The sequence below is a fragment of the Streptomyces sp. NPDC005775 genome, from assembly GCF_042871565.1.
Classification (GTDB): domain Bacteria; phylum Actinomycetota; class Actinomycetes; order Streptomycetales; family Streptomycetaceae; genus Streptomyces.
Window position 1 is genome coordinate 21,838 of the sequence record NZ_JBIAIU010000026.1, and the last position, 14,519, is coordinate 36,356.

Sequence of the window (14,519 nt, forward strand, 5' to 3'; positions counted from 1 at the left end):
GGAGCTCGTGAAGGGTAAAGAGCCGTGCGTGTAACGGAGTTCCGGAGTCTGGAGGAGTCGTGGCCCGTTCGTCGCTGACCCGTGAGGAGATCCTCGCGGCCGCTGCCGGGCTCGTGCGGCAGCACGGCCCGCAGACCCTCACCATGCGCAAGCTGGCAGCCGAGCTGGGCACCGCCGTCACCTCGATCTACTGGCACGTCGGCAACCGCGAGTCGCTGCTGGACGCCCTCGTCGAGCGCACCGTCCGGGAGATGGGCACCCTGCGCCCCACCGGGCGCACCCCCGCCACCCGGATCGTCTCCGTGGCCGGCGGGCTCCGCGGGGAGCTGCGCGCCCGGCCCCACCTGATCGCGATGGTGCACGAACGGGGACTGACGGAACGGATGTTCCTGCCGGCCCAGCGGGCGCTCGTCCACGAGGTGCACGCCGCCGGGCTGCGCGGCGCCCGCGCGGCCACCGCCGTGCGGGCGGTGCAGTTCCACACCGTCGGCTTCCTTCTCGTCGAGCGCAACCGTGAGAGGTCCCCCGTCCAGTCCCCGGCGGAGGGTGACCTGTGGAGCGCGTCGACGGCCGGCGGCGACCCGGCACTGGCCAGGGCGCTGGCCCGGCCGGCCGATCAGGAGCGGTTGTTCGTCACGTCCCTGCGGGCCCTGGTGGACGGGCTGCTGGCCGGCCCGCCCGCCCGGGACCGGTGACCGAATAGGGAACTGTCGGTGGCGGCCCGTATTCTCTGTGACCATGCTCGACGACCGCCAGACCGCAGCACCGTGGCCGACCGCCTACCCGCAGGGGTACGCGGTCGTCGACGTGGAGACCACCGGCCTCGCACGGGACGACCGGATCATCTCCGCCGCCGTCTACCGCCTGGACGCCCAGGGCGATGTCGAGGACCACTGGTACACCCTCGTCAACCCGGAGCGCGACCCCGGTCCCGTCTGGATCCACGGACTGACGAGCGATGTCCTGGAGGGCGCCCCGCTCTTCCCCGAGGTCGCCGCCCAGCTCTCCGAGCGGCTCGCCGACCGCGTGCTCGTCGCGCACAACGCCGCCTTCGACTGGTCGATGCTGGCCCGGGAGTACGCACGGGCCGCCGTCGTCGCCCCGGTACAGCAGCGGCTGTGCACCATCGCGCTCTCCAAGGAGCTGCGGCTTCCGCTGCCCAACCACAAGCTGGAGTCGCTGGCCGCCCACTTCGGCGTGGTCCAGGAGCGCGCGCACCACGCGCTGGACGACGCCCGGGTGCTGGCCGAGGCGTTCCGCCCGAGCCTGCACGCGGCGGCGCGGGGCGGGATGCGGCTGCCGCTGCTGGAGTGCCGGCCGCTGACCGAGTGGTCGGACTCCCCCGTCACCCCGCGGGTCGGCCACCAGTCCTCGTACGGGGCGCAGAACAGCTGGCGCCCCTCGCGCAAGCGCCCGGCCTGCCCGTACCCGAATCCGGGACGGTACGAGAAGGACAAACCTCTCATGCAGGGCATGCGGGTGGCGTTCTCCGGAGACACCTCGGTCGACCGCGAACTCCTGGAGGACCGGGCTGTGGAGGCGGGGCTGCACGTGGCGACGAGCGTCTCCCGGCTGACGAGCCTGCTCGTCACCAACGACCCGGACGCGGCGACGTCGAAGACGGTGAAGGCCAAGTCGTTCGGCACCCCGATCCTGGAGGAGAGTGCCTTCACCCATCTCCTGCGGGACGTGGCCGCCGCTGCCAGGGTCCCGGGCCCGACGCCGTCATCGGAGTGAACCGGGGGCGACTCGCCCGCCCGCCGCTCGCCCGCCGCCGCCCCGCGTCCCACCCTGTGGCGCATGGCACGTTGCGAGGTATGCGGAAACGACTACGGGATGTCCTTCGAGGTGCACGCGCAGGGCGCGGTGCACGTCTTCGACTGCTTCTCCTGCGCCATCCACCGCATGGCGCCCATCTGCGAGCACTGCCGGGTCCAGGTGATCGGCCAGGGCGTGGAGGTCGACGGGCACTGGTTCTGCGGGGGCCACTGCGCCCGCGCGGAGGGGAAGGTGGGCATCATCGACAAAGTCTGAGCACCGCGCGCCGCGCCCCTGCCACCCACCCCCTCCGCAATGCACCCCATGACGCAGTTGTACCGTCATGGGGTGTACCGCTTCCTGTTGACCCGGCAGTGGCTGATTCTCGCCCTCATCGCCCTCGTCCTGATTCCGACGATGGTCGAGCTGGGTTTCTGGCAGCTCCACCGGCATGAGCACAAGGTCGCGCAGAACGCCCTGATCTCGCAGAACCTCAAGGCGAAGCCCGTGCCGGTCGCCGGGCTCACCTCCCCCGGGCACGTCGTTCCGCGCTCGGACTACTGGCGTGCGGTGACGGCCACGGGGACGTACGACGAGCAGCACGAGGTCGTCGTACGGCGCAGGACCGCCACCGACGGCAGCATCGGCGTTCATGTGCTGATCCCGTTCGACCTCAGGGGCGGCGGCACGGTCATGATCAACCGCGGCTGGGTCCCGTCCGCCTCCGACCAGCACGCTTTCCCCGACGTGCCGGCCGTGCCCAAGGGCGAGGTGACCGTCACCGGACGGCTCAAGGCCGACGAGACGACGGGCGCCAGCGGCATCAAGGACATTTCGGACCTGCCGGACCGCCAGGTGATGCTGATCAACAGCGCCCAGCAGGCCAAGCTCCTGGCCCGGCCGGTGCTCGGCGGCTACATCGAGCAGACCGGGCCGGAGCCGAAGGACGACTCCCCCGAGCTGATCGAGGCTCCCGACGACAGTTCCATCGGCCCGCACATGGCGTACGCCGTGCAGTGGTGGCTGTTCGCCGGCGGTGTCCCGGTCGGCTACGTCGTGCTGGCCCGACGTGAGAAGCGCGACCGGCTCGCGGCGGCGGCCGAGGCCGCGACGCGGGCCGACGCGGCGGAACCCGAGCCGACGAAGGCCTGACGGCACGTTCGGACCGGCGTCCGCGGGGGTGACTCCCGCCTCTCCTGCCCCCGCGGCTGCTTAACGGGGGTCAGGTTCGGGAACACGCCAGAACGTGACCCCACGCATCGAGGACTACGCCCTCATCGGCGATCTCCAGACGGCCGCCCTCGTCGGCAGGAACGGTTCTGTCGACTGGCTCTGCCTGCCCCGCTTCGACTCGGGCGCGTGCTTCGCCGCGCTGCTCGGCGACGAGGAGAACGGCCACTGGCGCATCGCCCCGAAGGGCGCGGACATCTGCACGCGCCGTGCCTACCGCGGTGACTCCCTCGTCCTGGAGACGTTCTGGGAGACCCGCACCGGCACCGTCAAGGTCATCGACTTCATGCCGCAGCGCGACCACGAGCCCGATGTGATGCGCATCGTCGAGGGCGTCAGCGGCACGGTCGACATGGCCTCCGTGATCCGGCTGCGCTTCGACTTCGGCTCCATCGTGCCGTGGATGCGGCGGTCGCAGGGCCACCGGGTGGCGGTCGCGGGGCCCGACTCCGCCTGGCTGCGGAGCGAGCCGCCCGTCAAGACGTGGGGCCAGCAGTTCTCCACGTGTTCCTCGTTCAGCGTCTCCGCGGGTGAACAGGTGGCCTTCGTCCTGACCTGGCACCCCTCCCACTCCCCCCGCCCCGACCTCGTCGACCCGTACGAGGCACTGGAGAACACCCTGACCGACTGGGCCGAATGGTCCGGCCGCTGCAAGTACGAGGGCCCCTACCGGGAAGCCGTGATCCGTTCGCTGATCACGCTCAAGGCGCTCACCTTCGGCCCCACGGGCGGGATCGTGGCGGCCCCGACCACCTCGTTGCCGGAGGACATCGGCGGCGTACGGAACTGGGACTACCGCTTCTGCTGGCTGCGGGACTCCACCCTCACCCTCGGCGCGCTGACCTCGGCCGGCTATCTGGAGGAGGCCGCCGCCTGGCGGGACTGGCTGCTGCGCGCGGTCGCCGGGGACCCGGCCGATCTGCAGATCATGTACGGACTCGCGGGCGAGCGCAGACTGCCCGAGTCGGAGCTGCCGTGGCTGCGCGGTTACGAGCACTCCGCCCCCGTCCGGATCGGCAACGCCGCCGTCCGCCAGCGCCAGCTCGACGTGTACGGGGAGGTCATCGACTCGCTCCGGCTGGCCCGGGTCGCGGGTCTTGACGACGCCCCGCACGCCTGGAGCCTCCAGCTCAGCCTGCTCGGCTTCCTGGAGTCCACCTGGCGCGAACCGGACGAGGGGCTGTGGGAGATCCGGGGCCGGCGCCGCCACTTCGTGCACTCCAAGGTGATGGCCTGGGTGGCGGCCGACCGCGCGGTGCAGAGCCTGGAGGAGGACCCGTCCCTGCCCGGCGACGCGGAGCGCTGGCGGGCGATGCGGGACGCCGTGCACCGGGAGGTGTGCGAGAAGGGGTACGACCCGGTGCGCAACACCTTCACCCAGTCGTACGGATCGCGGGAGCTGGACGCCGCGACGCTGCTGATCGCCCGGACCGGGTTCCTGCCGCCGGACGACCCGCGCGTCATCGGGACGGTGGACGCCGTCCGGGAGGAGCTGGGCAGCGACGGACTGGTGCGCCGCTACAGCACCGACGGCTCCGCGGTCGACGGACTGCCCGGCGGCGAGGGCGCGTTCCTCGCCTGCTCGTTCTGGCTGGCGGACGCGTTGCGGATGACCGGACGCACCGAAGAGGCCACCGCGCTCTTCGAACGGCTGCTGGCGCTCCGCAACGACGTGGGGCTGCTTGCCGAGGAGTACGACACCGTCGGCATGCGTCAGCTCGGCAACTTCCCGCAGGCCTTCAGCCACATCGGGCTGGTCGGCACGGCGGTGGCACTGGCCGAGGAACAGACCGTCGAGGACGCGGCCCGGGGTGACACGGCAGGATAGGGCCATGGATCTTGGACTGAAAGACCGTGTGTACATCGTCACCGGCGCGACCCGGGGGCTGGGCAACGCCACGGCACGGGCGCTGGTCGCCGACGGCGCGAAGGTGATCATCACCGGCCGCGACGAGAAGAGCGTCCGGGAGGCCGCCGAGGAGATGGGCCCGGACGCCGTCGGTCTCGCCGCCGACAACGCCGATCCGAGCGTGGCGCAGCGGCTGGTGGAGACCGCGCAGGAAGGGTTCGGCCGACTCGACGGCATCCTCATCAGCGTCGGCGGCCCGGCGCCGGGCTCCGCCGCCGACAACACCGACGCGCAGTGGCAGTCAGCCTTCGAATCGGTGTTCCTGGGCGCGGTGCGCCTGGCCCGGGCGGCGGCCGCGGCGCTCGGCAGGGGCGGCGTCATCGGCTTCGTACTCTCCGGCTCCGTCCACGAGCCGATCGCCGGACTGACCATTTCCAACGGGCTGCGCCCCGGACTGGCCGGCTTCGCCAAGTCGCTGGCCGACGAGCTCGGTCCGCGGGGCATCCGGGTGGTGGGCGTGCTGCCGGCCCGGATCGACACGGACCGGGTACGCGAACTCGACGCGCTGTCCGGCGACGCGGCGGCCTCGCGCACCGCCAACGAGGCGTCCATCCCGCTGCGCCGCTACGGCACTCCGGAGGAGTTCGCCCGGACGGCGGCCTTCCTGCTCTCGCCCGCCGCGTCGTACCTGACGGGCATCATGGTGCCGGTCGACGGCGGGTCCCGGCGCGGCTTCTGAGCCGGCGCCACGTCCCGACACGCAAGCCGGGGGCCGGACGCTCGTGATCGTCCGGCCCCCGGTCCGTTGCGCACGGCCCGTCAGCTCACCCGTTCCGCCCGGTGCTTGACCGCCTTCAGCCGCACCTCGGCGGGCAGCTCGGTCAGGCCCGCCGAGTCCCGGGCATGGGCCAGCGCCTCGTCGGAGAGCCGGCCCAGTGCCTCGTCGGGTGCGGCGTGCGGCTCCATCAGCAGCCGGATCCTGGCCTGCGGAGCGCTGCGCTTGCCGATCAGGACGGCTTGGGCGCGGGCCACTCCGTCCAGGGCGCCGGCCTCGTCCGCGAGCACGCCCTCCAGGGCACGGCCGCGCAGCAGCGCGCCCTCGCCGTCGCCGCTGTCCACCAGGACTTCGGCGAGGCGGGCGCGGCGGAACTGTGCCAGCAGCCACCACAGGGCGAGCACCACCAGGATCGCGAGGACCGCGATCACGACCGGCCACCACCAGCCCTCGGAGCGCCAACGGTCGCGGTCCGCGTCGCTGAGCAGGACGTCGTGCTTGCCGTACCAGGGCCACCAGGACGGTACGGAGAGGCCGAGCGCCGCGGCCAGCACCCCGCCGCCCACGCAGACCAGCACCAGTCCGGCCAGGCCGAGCAGTACCCGGTTGACGGTCCCGATCACGCCGCTCACCCCTTCTTCGCCGGACGGCGGACATGGACGGACAGGCTCGGTTGCCTGGCCAGTCCCAGCTCCCTGATGCCGGTGGAGAGCGCGGTGTCCAGGTCGGCCCGCACGTCGTCGAGTTCACGGAAGTGCGAGACGGCCCGCACCCCCACCTTGCCGCGGCCCATCCGCACCCGGACCGTCTGCACACCGGGGACTTCCACGGCCCGGTCGCGCAGGACCATGGCCGCCGCGGTCCGGTCGAGTGCCGCCCGGACGCCCGGGCGGCCCTGGCGCATCGACAGCAGATCACGCAGTCCGGGCGTGAGCGCGAGGACGAGCAGCCACAGACCGACCGCCGCCGCGACCGAGGCGCCGGTCAGTACCCAGACGTCGTCCAGCCGGCGCGTGGCCAGTTCGTCGGCCAGCGAGCGGCGCCACTGCATCGCCGGATGGTCGGCGCGGACCGCCGCCACGTCGTAGAGGAGCAGCCCGGCGGCGCCGAGCACCACGAGGGCGACGATGCCCGCGGGGACGCGGCGGGCGGACCAGAAGCGGCTCGCTCCGCCCCCGCTCCGGTCCTCTTCCGGGACCGGGTCGTAGGCCGCGGACGACGCCGACTGGTCGAGGGCGAGCACGTCACCGTGTTCCGCCTCGTGCTTCGTTCCGTTCTCCGGCCCCTGGGGCTCGGTCATCGGATCCTCCCCTGCGCCGCGAGGCTCGCTCCGGAGGGGTGCAGGCGCTCGACCTGTACGGCCACTTCGGGCACCTCCATCCCTGCCAACGCCTCTACCCGTTCGGCGACCCGGCGACGCACCGCGCCGCACTGGCGCCCGATGTCGCTGGGATATCCGAGCTCGAGCGTCACCCGTACGCGGGCGGTGTCACGGTGCACCGTGACCGTGGCCCGCGGCGACGCGGCGTCCTTCGCGGGCTCGTCGACCGCCTCCTTCGCCGCCTGCGCGGCGATCTTCGCGACGACCCGGTCGGCGATCCGGGTCTCCCCGCGCTCTGCGGCCGCGACCCGGCCGCCCGCCCCCGACATCGCCGTCACCGCCGTCGGTCGCCGCGATCGCGACTCCGGAAGAAGTCGCCGGGCTCCAGGTCACCGTCGAGGAAGCGGCCGGCGATGAAGCCGATCGCTCCCAGGGCGGCCACCAGCAGGAAGGCTCCGAATCCGCCGAAGTACCCGGCGAACCCGAGCGCCATGCCGGCCACCATGCCGACCACAGCCATGCTCATCTGCGCTCCTCAACTACCTGTGGCGGGAGGACTACTGGACACGTGGCTCGGACTGGTCCTCGTCGTCGTCCTCGTCGGGCAGCTTCACGTCGCTCACCGCGATGTTGACTTCGATGACCTCGAGCCCCGTCATGCGCTCGACCGCCGCGACAACGTTCTCCCGTACATCGCGGGCGACATCGGCGATCGACACGCCGTAGTCCACGACGATCTCCAGGTCGAGGGCCGTCTGGGACTCGCCGACCTCGGCCTTCACGCCCCGGGTGACGGACTCGGAACCGCCGGGGACCCGGTCGCGGACCGCGCCGAACGTCCGTGAGAGACCGCTGCCCATCGCGTGCACGCCGACCACGTCGCGTGCCGCCATTCCGGCGATCTTCTCGACCACCCCGTCCGCGATCGTCGTACGGCCGCGCGTGGCGGGGTCTCCCCCGCCGCGCTTGGTCAGCGAGCTGCTGCTCCTGCTGTCGCCGCCGGTCGCGTCCTTGTCGGGGTTCTCGGGCCGGTTCCGCTGTGGGGTCTCGGTCATCGCCGTTCTTCCCTTCGGGGCAAGTTGGACTTCCTCGCTCACATTAACGGCCTCCCCCGCGATCGCCAGCGGGAGAAGGAGCGGTGTCCGGGGCCGCAGGATCCACGGCGGAGGAAGGAGCGATGGCGGGTGGGGCCTCCCCTGCCCGAGCGGAGGCGAGAGCTCGGGGACCATCACGACCGACGACAACGCCGGAGACGGTGGTTCCGGACACCGCGACGCCGCCGGCAATCGGGGGTGAGACCGTGGGTGTGCTTGCCCGCTCTCGCGTGGTGGATGCGGCAGGGTGGAGCGATGACGACGGCTGACGGCTCCCAGAGGGCCCAAGGATGGACGGCCGCGGTTCGGCAACGGCTCGGGCTGGGCCGGCTTCTCCCGCTGGGCGGTCCGGCGGACGGGGCCTGGATCTCGGAACGGGCCGCCGCCTCGGTGCTGCGCCGGGCGGTGGGCGGCCCGGGCCCTGTGCTGCTGGATCTGCGGATCGCCGTGGCCGACGCGGAGGCCGCGCCCGCCCCGCAGGTGCCACCGCCCCCGAGCGCACTGCCGCCGGGGCCGCTGCGGATCGAGGCGACCATGGCCGCGACGGCGCACCAGCCCCTGCCCGCCGCCGCCGCGACGTTGCGTGCGGCCCTGTTGACGGCTGCCGCTCAGCGGCTCGGGCTGGTGGTCACCGAGCTGGACCTCCAGGTGACGGAGTTGCTGGACACCATGCCGGAGGAAGCCGAACCGCCCCCCGCCCCCGAGGTGCGCCCGGCGCAGCCGGAGAACGCGGCAGGCCGTGCGGCCGCTGGAGTGACGGGGGTCGCCACGTTGACGCGCGTGCTGGGCACGCCCGTGCACGCGGGGGCGGATCATGTCCGGGTCGAGCTGGCGGCGGAGGGCGGTCACCGGGCGCTGGACGTGGCCCGCGCGGTGCGCGTGGCGGTGACCCGGGCCGTGGACGGGCATCCGTCGGTCGCGGTACTGGTCACAGCGGTGACGGAGGGGCCGGGGGCACAGGCCCCACCGGCCGGTTGAGACGGCTCCGGGCCCCGGCCCGCGCCCGGGGCCCGGTGGCGGGGCGGTGTCAGTCGGCCGTACCCGAGAGGTCACGCAGCCGACGGCCCTGCGCGGCGCGCTCGGCGGCGCGCTGCTCCTCGTACGTACGGGAGACGGCGCCGGCGAGCAGGGCCTTGGTCTCGATGACGGCGTCGCGCGGGGCGGCGACGAGGGCGCCGGCGAGGTCGCGGGCGGCCCCTTCGAGCTCCGCGGCGGGCACGACGAGGTTGGCCAGGCCGGTGCGCTCCGCCTCGTCGGCGAAGACGAAGCGGCCGGTGGCGCAGATCTCGAGCGCGCGCGCATACCCCACCAGGTGCACCAGGGGGTGCGTGCCGGTGAGGTCGGGGACCAGTCCGAGGCTGGTCTCGCGCATGGCGAACTTCACGTCCTGGGCGACGATCCGCAGATCGCAGGCGAGGGCGAGCTGGAAGCCGGCGCCGATGGCATGCCCCTGGACAGCCGCGATCGACACGATGTCGTTGCGGCGCCACCAGGTGAACGCCTCCTGGTACTCGGCGATGGTCGCGTCGAGCTCGGCCTCCGGGCCTCGCCCCATGTCGAGGAACGACGGCTCACCGTCGAACCCTTCGGGGGTGAAAGCCTGGCGGTCGAGGCCGGCGGAGAAGGACACACCTTCGCCGCGCAGCACGACGACCCGCACACTGCCGGGCAGGGCCCGACCGGCCTCCGTCAACGCCCGCCACAGAGCGGGGGACTGAGCGTTGCGCTTGGCCGGGTTGGTGAGGGTCACCGTGGCAACCGCGCCGTCGACGGTGAGTCGTACGCCGTCCTTGTCGAGCACAGTGTCGAGCGAGGTCATGGAGCGCCTCCGGATCGGGTTCAGTCAGCACATGGAGCTAAGTGACTGAACAGTAACCACCCGATCGACCGCACGATCGACCGGGTGGTCACCTCGAAACCGGTGAGCCCCGGGAGGGGTCCTGGGACCTCTCCCGATCCGCGACCGTCAGGCCGTCGCGGCCTTCTTGCCTCGTGTCGCTCCGCCACGTCCCCGCAGCGTCACGCCGGACTCGCTGAGCATCCGGTGGACGAATCCGTAGGAGCGGCCGGTTTCTTCGGCCAACGCCCGGATGCTCGCACCGGAGTCGTACTTCTTCTTCAGGTCTGCCGCGAGCTTGTCGCGCGCGGCGCCGGTTACCCGGCTGCCCTTCTTCAGAGTCTCGGCCACCCGTGCCTCCTCGTGGGAAGTGCGCTCTGGACTCTCATGATCACCCCTCGGCGCCGTCCTGGCCACCCATTCGGCAAGGTCCGTGCAAGCGGATCGGCGCCTCACGGGGAGCGGACACGATCGGAATCACGCATTCCGCAGGGCTCCGCAGGCGCGGGGACCGGATCGCGGAAGGAACTGCCAGGTCAGGGCCGTAAGGCGCGGGAGGCGGTTCATGCGTGCACCCGGCAGGTATCTGTCGGGGGCCGCGCCGGGGTACGAGACGCCCTCACACAGATGATGGATCACGCGTAGGCCGAATGATCCAGTGCGAGTGGATCAGCGGGACGGGGCGGCCGGAATCCGGCCGCCCCGCGGAGGCCGGCGGCTTGGGGCGGCGGCCGGGAACGGGCCCCGGCACGCACCCGGACCGGGTCAGGCCAGCGAGACCAGGTCCCGGTAGTCCGCACCCCACAGGTCCTCGACGCCGTCGGGCAGCAGGATGATGCGCTCGGGCTGGAGCGCCTCGACCGCGCCCTCGTCGTGCGTGACGAGGACGACCGCGCCCTTGTACGTGCGCAGCGCGCCGAGGATCTCCTCGCGGCTGGCCGGGTCGAGGTTGTTCGTGGGCTCGTCGAGCAGGAGCACGTTGGCGGAGGAGACCACCAGCGTCGCCAGGGCGAGCCGGGTCTTCTCGCCGCCGGAGAGCACCCCGGCGGGCTTGTCCACGTCGTCCCCGGAGAAGAGGAACGAGCCGAGCGTCTTGCGGACCGCGACGAGGTCGAGGTCCGGCGCCGCCGAGCGCATGTTCTCCAGGACCGTGCGGTTCGGGTCGAGGGTCTCGTGCTCCTGGGCGTAGTAGCCGAGCTTCAGCCCGTGCCCCTCGATGATGTCGCCGGTGTCCGGCTTCTCCGCGCCGCCGAGCAGCCGGAGCAGGGTGGTCTTGCCCGCGCCGTTGAGGCCGAGGATGACGACGCGGGAGCCCTTGTCGATCGCGAGGTCGACGTCGGTGAAGATCTCCAGCGACCCGTAGGACTTGGAGAGGCCCTCGGCCATCAGCGGGGTCTTGCCGCACGGCGAGGGGTCGGGGAAGCGCAGCTTGGCGACCTTGTCGGAGACCCGGACGGCCTCCAGGCCGGAGAGCAGGCGGTCGGCGCGCTTGGCCATGTTCTGCGCAGCCACGGTCTTGGTGGCCTTGGCGCGCATCTTGTCGGCCTGGGCGTTGAGGGTCGCGGCCTTCTTCTCGGCGTTCTGCCGCTCGCGCTTGCGGCGCTTCTCGTCGGCCTCGCGCTGCTGCTGGTAGAGCTTCCAGCCCATGTTGTAGACGTCGATCTGCGAGCGGTTGGCGTCGAGGTAGAAGACCTTGTTGACGACCGTCTCGACCAGCTCGACATCGTGGGAGATCACGATGAAGCCGCCGCGGTAGCTCTTGAGGTAGTCACGCAGCCAGACGATCGAGTCCGCGTCCAGGTGGTTGGTGGGCTCGTCGAGGAGCAGGGTGTCGGCGTCCGAGAAGAGGATCCGGGCCAGTTCGACACGGCGGCGCTGACCGCCGGAGAGCGTGTGGAGCGGCTGGGCGAGCACCCGGTCGGGCAGGCTGAGGGCCGCGGCGATGGTGGCCGCCTCGGCCTCGGCCGCGTATCCGCCCTTGGTGAGGAACTCCGTCTCCAGGCGCTCGTACTTCTTCATCGCCTTCTCGCGGGTGGCGCCCTTGCCGTTCGCCATCCGCTCCTCGTTCTCCCGCATCTTGCGCAGGATCTCGTCGAGGCCGCGGGCGGACAGGATGCGGTCCCGGGCGAGCACGTCGAGGTCGCCGGTGCGCGGGTCCTGCGGGAGATAGCCCACCTCGCCGGAGCGGGTGATGGTGCCGGCCGCGGGGGTGCCCTCGCCCGCGAGGCACTTGGTGAGGGTGGTCTTGCCCGCCCCGTTGCGGCCGACCAGGCCGATGCGGTCGCCCTTGGCGATGCGGAAGGAGGCGGACTCGATGAGCATGCGGGCGCCGGCGCGCAGCTCGATGCCGGAAGCGGTGATCACGGGGAAAAACTCCAGAGCGGTATGGACGGCGGAGGAACGACTAGCGATTCACGACTCGACGCCGTTACTCACGCACACGCATAAGGAGAATTGCCATGAGAACCAGTCTACTGGCGGTGTCCAACCACTTTGCCGCCTGCTCCCACGGCGGTCACCGAGAGTCCTCGACGCACGGCCCGGTTCGGCCGCACGGCGTCAGCGGTGGCGCACCAGCGGCTTCCGCGGCGGCGACCCGGCCGCCCGCGACACGTTCCGCTGACCCGCGACGGCCTCCGCCGGACCCGCGGCACCTTCCACTGACCCGCACGGGCGCCGCGGGCCGGCGTCGCGCAGGGCGTTGTCAGTGCCCGGTGGAAGACTGAGACACAGATCACACACGGGTCGCACGGGCCCGGTCCGGCGCGAGAAGGGAATGAGCCCGATGACAGACACGACGGCAGGCGTTCCGACGATCTATCCGACGCTTCTGTACGACGACGCGAAGGCCGCGATCAGGACACTGACCCAGGGCCTCGGTTTCACCGAGGAGGCGGTGTACGAGGGCGAGGACGGCACGGTGATGCACGCGGAGCTCTCCTGCGGCAACGGCAGGGTGATGCTGGGCTCCAAGGGCCGTGAGGGCGTCTTCGCCCAGGTCATGCGGGGAGCGGGGCCGGCCGGTGTCTACGTGGTGGTCGACGAGGTGGACGACCACCACGCGCGGGCCGTGGAATACGGGGTGGAGATCCTCATGCCGCCCACCGACCAGGACTACGGCTCCCGGGACTACATGGCGCGGGACGCGGAGGGCAACGTGTGGAGCTTCGGGACGTACGCCCCCGGATCGACGGGCTGAGGCGGGCGCGGCCACCGGACACCCGGTACCGGCCGCCGGTGCGACGGGGCCGCGGTCCCGGCGGCGCGGTGCCAGCGCCGCCCCGGGCCGAGGGCAGGGCCCGGGGCGGCGTGCGCCGCGCCGGTTCAGGCTCCGCCGGTGTGCACCTGGAACGCCGCCTTGCGGACCGCTTTGGCGAGCGCGGGGTCGGGGTGCGCCGCCGCCAGGGCCACCAGGACCTGCACGGTGCGGGGGTGGCCGACGGCCCGTACCTCGTCCAGGAGTGCCGGGACGGTGCCCTGCACGGCCGAGTCGAGGTGGCGGACCAGCAGTCCCGTCTCTCCGTGGTCGGCCACGGCCGCCGCGGTGTCGACCCAGAGCCAGGTGGCCTCCTCCCGGCTGAGGACTTCCTGGGCGTCCTCGGGGTCGGTCCCCTCGTACTCCGCGAGCCAGAGCAGCGCGTAAGGGCGCAGCGTCGGGTCGGCGACGACGGAGCGCACCTCGGGCTCGGCCGGTGCGCCGACGACGCGGAGCGCCTCGAAGGCGAGCCCGCGCAGCAGGGCGTCCTCACCGCGGGCCACGCCGAGGAGTTCGGCGACGGCGCTGCCGACGGGGCGGGCGGCCAGCCAGGCGCGGTATTCGGCGCGGGCCGGTCCGGGGGTGAGGCGGGCGCAGCCGAGCAGCATGTCTGCGGCGGACTGCTCGATGTTCCCGGCCGGGCTCTGCGCGGCGACGCAGATCTGCTCCAGCTTGACCCAGACCGCCCAGTTGCCGAGCGGGGTCAGGGTGGCGGTCCCGGCGCCGAGGGTGAGCGCACCGACGGCGGCCAGTCCTTCCAGGGCCCAGTCCAGCAGGAGGGCGACCAGTGCGGCGGGGTGCGCGGCGGGCGCCACGGCGGTGGGGGCGGGCAGCGACTGGGGCCCGTACGGCACCTCGCAGCGCTCCTCGTGCAGTTCCGCCACCCGCTGGCCGAGCAGGTCGAGGAGGGCGGGCACCGTGACCGGGCCCGCCGAGAGCTGGAGGAGGGAGAGCACCTGCGGCACGGCCTCGACGGCTTCGGCGACCGCGGTGGACTCGATGTCGCGGGGTGCGGGGTGGACGAGCGACCAGGCGTCGAACAGCGCCACCCAGCCGCGGAGCACGGCGGAGTCGTCGCGGTCCCAGGCACGCAGCCGCCAGCCCGGCCGGGCTGTCTCGCCATGCAGTTCCACGAGGCCGGCGAGCCGGGCCCGGTCCCAGCCGGAGCGCACCTGCGCCGGGGACAACTCCAGCGCCGCGGCGGCCCGTTCCAGGGCCCGGGCGGCCAGCGGGGGCGTGCCGGGGCTCGCGCCGTCGGCCGCCCAGCGGGCGATCCGTACGGCGTCATCGAGGGCGTTCCTGGCCTGGCGGGCCAGTTCCGCCCGGGGCGGGGTGCCCTCGGGCGGGCGGGGCGCCGGCCTGGCGCGCCGCGTGGTCACGGCCTTGCGAGCGGTGGCGA

17 protein-coding genes are annotated in these 14,519 nt (G+C 72.7%); 8 read left to right on the forward strand and 9 right to left on the reverse strand.

What is annotated here, in order from left to right:
- Positions 1–59: 59 nt before the first annotated feature.
- The 6 genes from ACFYPA_RS36165 (at position 60) to ACFYPA_RS36190 (ending at position 5,576) form a co-directional block, all read left to right on the forward strand.
- Positions 60–695, forward strand: coding sequence for a TetR family transcriptional regulator (locus ACFYPA_RS36165; RefSeq protein ID WP_359084932.1), 636 nt, complete (start codon positions 60–62; stop codon positions 693–695).
- Positions 696–732: 37 nt separating this feature from the next.
- Positions 733–1,737, forward strand: a complete 1,005-nt coding sequence (locus tag ACFYPA_RS36170; protein WP_359084934.1) for a DEDDh family exonuclease — start codon at positions 733–735, stop codon at positions 1,735–1,737.
- Positions 1,738–1,800: 63 nt separating this feature from the next.
- Positions 1,801–2,034, forward strand: a complete 234-nt coding sequence (locus ACFYPA_RS36175; protein WP_078852816.1) for a hypothetical protein — start codon at positions 1,801–1,803, stop codon at positions 2,032–2,034.
- 72 nt (positions 2,035–2,106) lie between these two features.
- Positions 2,107–2,910, forward strand: a complete 804-nt coding sequence (locus ACFYPA_RS36180) for an SURF1 family protein (protein WP_389136858.1) — start codon at positions 2,107–2,109, stop codon at positions 2,908–2,910.
- A 94-nt stretch (positions 2,911–3,004) separates the two neighbouring features.
- Entirely contained in the window at positions 3,005–4,816 is a 1,812-nt protein-coding gene (locus ACFYPA_RS36185; protein WP_359084936.1) for a glycoside hydrolase family 15 protein, read from the forward strand.
- Positions 4,817–4,820: 4 nt separating this feature from the next.
- Complete coding sequence (locus tag ACFYPA_RS36190; protein WP_389136834.1) at positions 4,821–5,576, forward strand: SDR family oxidoreductase; 756 nt, start codon at positions 4,821–4,823, stop codon at positions 5,574–5,576.
- Positions 5,577–5,656: 80 nt separating this feature from the next.
- Here the strand turns inward: ACFYPA_RS36190 and amaP are convergent, their stop codons facing one another.
- Genes amaP through ACFYPA_RS36215 form a run of 5 tightly spaced genes read right to left on the reverse strand, consistent with a single transcriptional unit; the run spans position 5,657 to position 7,988 of the window.
- Positions 5,657–6,244, reverse strand: coding sequence for an alkaline shock response membrane anchor protein AmaP (gene amaP, locus ACFYPA_RS36195; RefSeq protein ID WP_389136837.1), 588 nt, complete (start codon positions 6,242–6,244; stop codon positions 5,657–5,659).
- Entirely contained in the window at positions 6,241–6,912 is a 672-nt protein-coding gene (locus ACFYPA_RS36200) for a DUF6286 domain-containing protein (protein ID WP_359084942.1), read from the reverse strand. Before ACFYPA_RS36200 ends, amaP begins: the two co-directional genes overlap by 4 nt.
- Entirely contained in the window at positions 6,909–7,262 is a 354-nt protein-coding gene (locus ACFYPA_RS36205; RefSeq protein WP_359085028.1) for a hypothetical protein, read from the reverse strand. Before ACFYPA_RS36205 ends, ACFYPA_RS36200 begins: the two co-directional genes overlap by 4 nt.
- Before the next feature lie 5 nt (positions 7,263–7,267).
- The gene (locus tag ACFYPA_RS36210) at positions 7,268–7,459 is read right to left on the reverse strand and encodes a hypothetical protein (protein WP_136330255.1); all 192 of its coding nucleotides are present in this window, start codon (positions 7,457–7,459) and stop codon (positions 7,268–7,270) included.
- A gap of 31 nt (positions 7,460–7,490) precedes the next feature.
- Positions 7,491–7,988 (reverse strand): Asp23/Gls24 family envelope stress response protein, encoded by a 498-nt coding sequence (locus ACFYPA_RS36215; RefSeq protein WP_389136841.1) that lies wholly within the window; start codon positions 7,986–7,988, stop codon positions 7,491–7,493.
- Between the two features lie 294 nt (positions 7,989–8,282).
- Between ACFYPA_RS36215 and ACFYPA_RS36220 the strand changes: the two genes are divergently transcribed.
- Positions 8,283–9,005 carry a hypothetical protein gene (locus ACFYPA_RS36220; RefSeq protein ID WP_359084947.1) on the forward strand — a complete coding sequence of 241 codons (723 nt, stop codon included), beginning with the start codon at positions 8,283–8,285 and terminating at the stop codon, positions 9,003–9,005.
- 49 nt (positions 9,006–9,054) lie between these two features.
- Here the strand turns inward: ACFYPA_RS36220 and ACFYPA_RS36225 are convergent, their stop codons facing one another.
- The 3 genes from ACFYPA_RS36225 to ACFYPA_RS36235 all read right to left on the reverse strand — a co-directional run bounded on the left by ACFYPA_RS36225 (position 9,055) and on the right by ACFYPA_RS36235 (position 12,228).
- Complete coding sequence (locus ACFYPA_RS36225; RefSeq protein ID WP_359084949.1) at positions 9,055–9,846, reverse strand: enoyl-CoA hydratase/isomerase family protein; 792 nt, start codon at positions 9,844–9,846, stop codon at positions 9,055–9,057.
- Positions 9,847–9,993: 147 nt separating this feature from the next.
- Positions 9,994–10,215: a helix-turn-helix domain-containing protein gene (locus tag ACFYPA_RS36230; protein ID WP_018518904.1), complete on the reverse strand. Its 222-nt coding sequence runs from the start codon at positions 10,213–10,215 to the stop codon at positions 9,994–9,996.
- 414 nt (positions 10,216–10,629) lie between these two features.
- Complete coding sequence (locus ACFYPA_RS36235; RefSeq protein WP_219572420.1) at positions 10,630–12,228, reverse strand: ABC-F family ATP-binding cassette domain-containing protein; 1,599 nt, start codon at positions 12,226–12,228, stop codon at positions 10,630–10,632.
- A gap of 421 nt (positions 12,229–12,649) precedes the next feature.
- Between ACFYPA_RS36235 and ACFYPA_RS36240 the strand changes: the two genes are divergently transcribed.
- On the forward strand, positions 12,650–13,063 hold the full coding sequence (locus ACFYPA_RS36240) for a VOC family protein (RefSeq protein ID WP_359084952.1): 414 nt from the start codon (positions 12,650–12,652) through the stop codon (positions 13,061–13,063).
- Between the two features lie 125 nt (positions 13,064–13,188).
- On the opposite strand, the gene ACFYPA_RS36245 is transcribed toward ACFYPA_RS36240, so the two are convergent.
- Positions 13,189–14,499 carry a hypothetical protein gene (locus ACFYPA_RS36245; protein WP_359316136.1) on the reverse strand — a complete coding sequence of 437 codons (1,311 nt, stop codon included), beginning with the start codon at positions 14,497–14,499 and terminating at the stop codon, positions 13,189–13,191.
- Between the last annotated feature and the right edge of the window lie 20 nt (positions 14,500–14,519).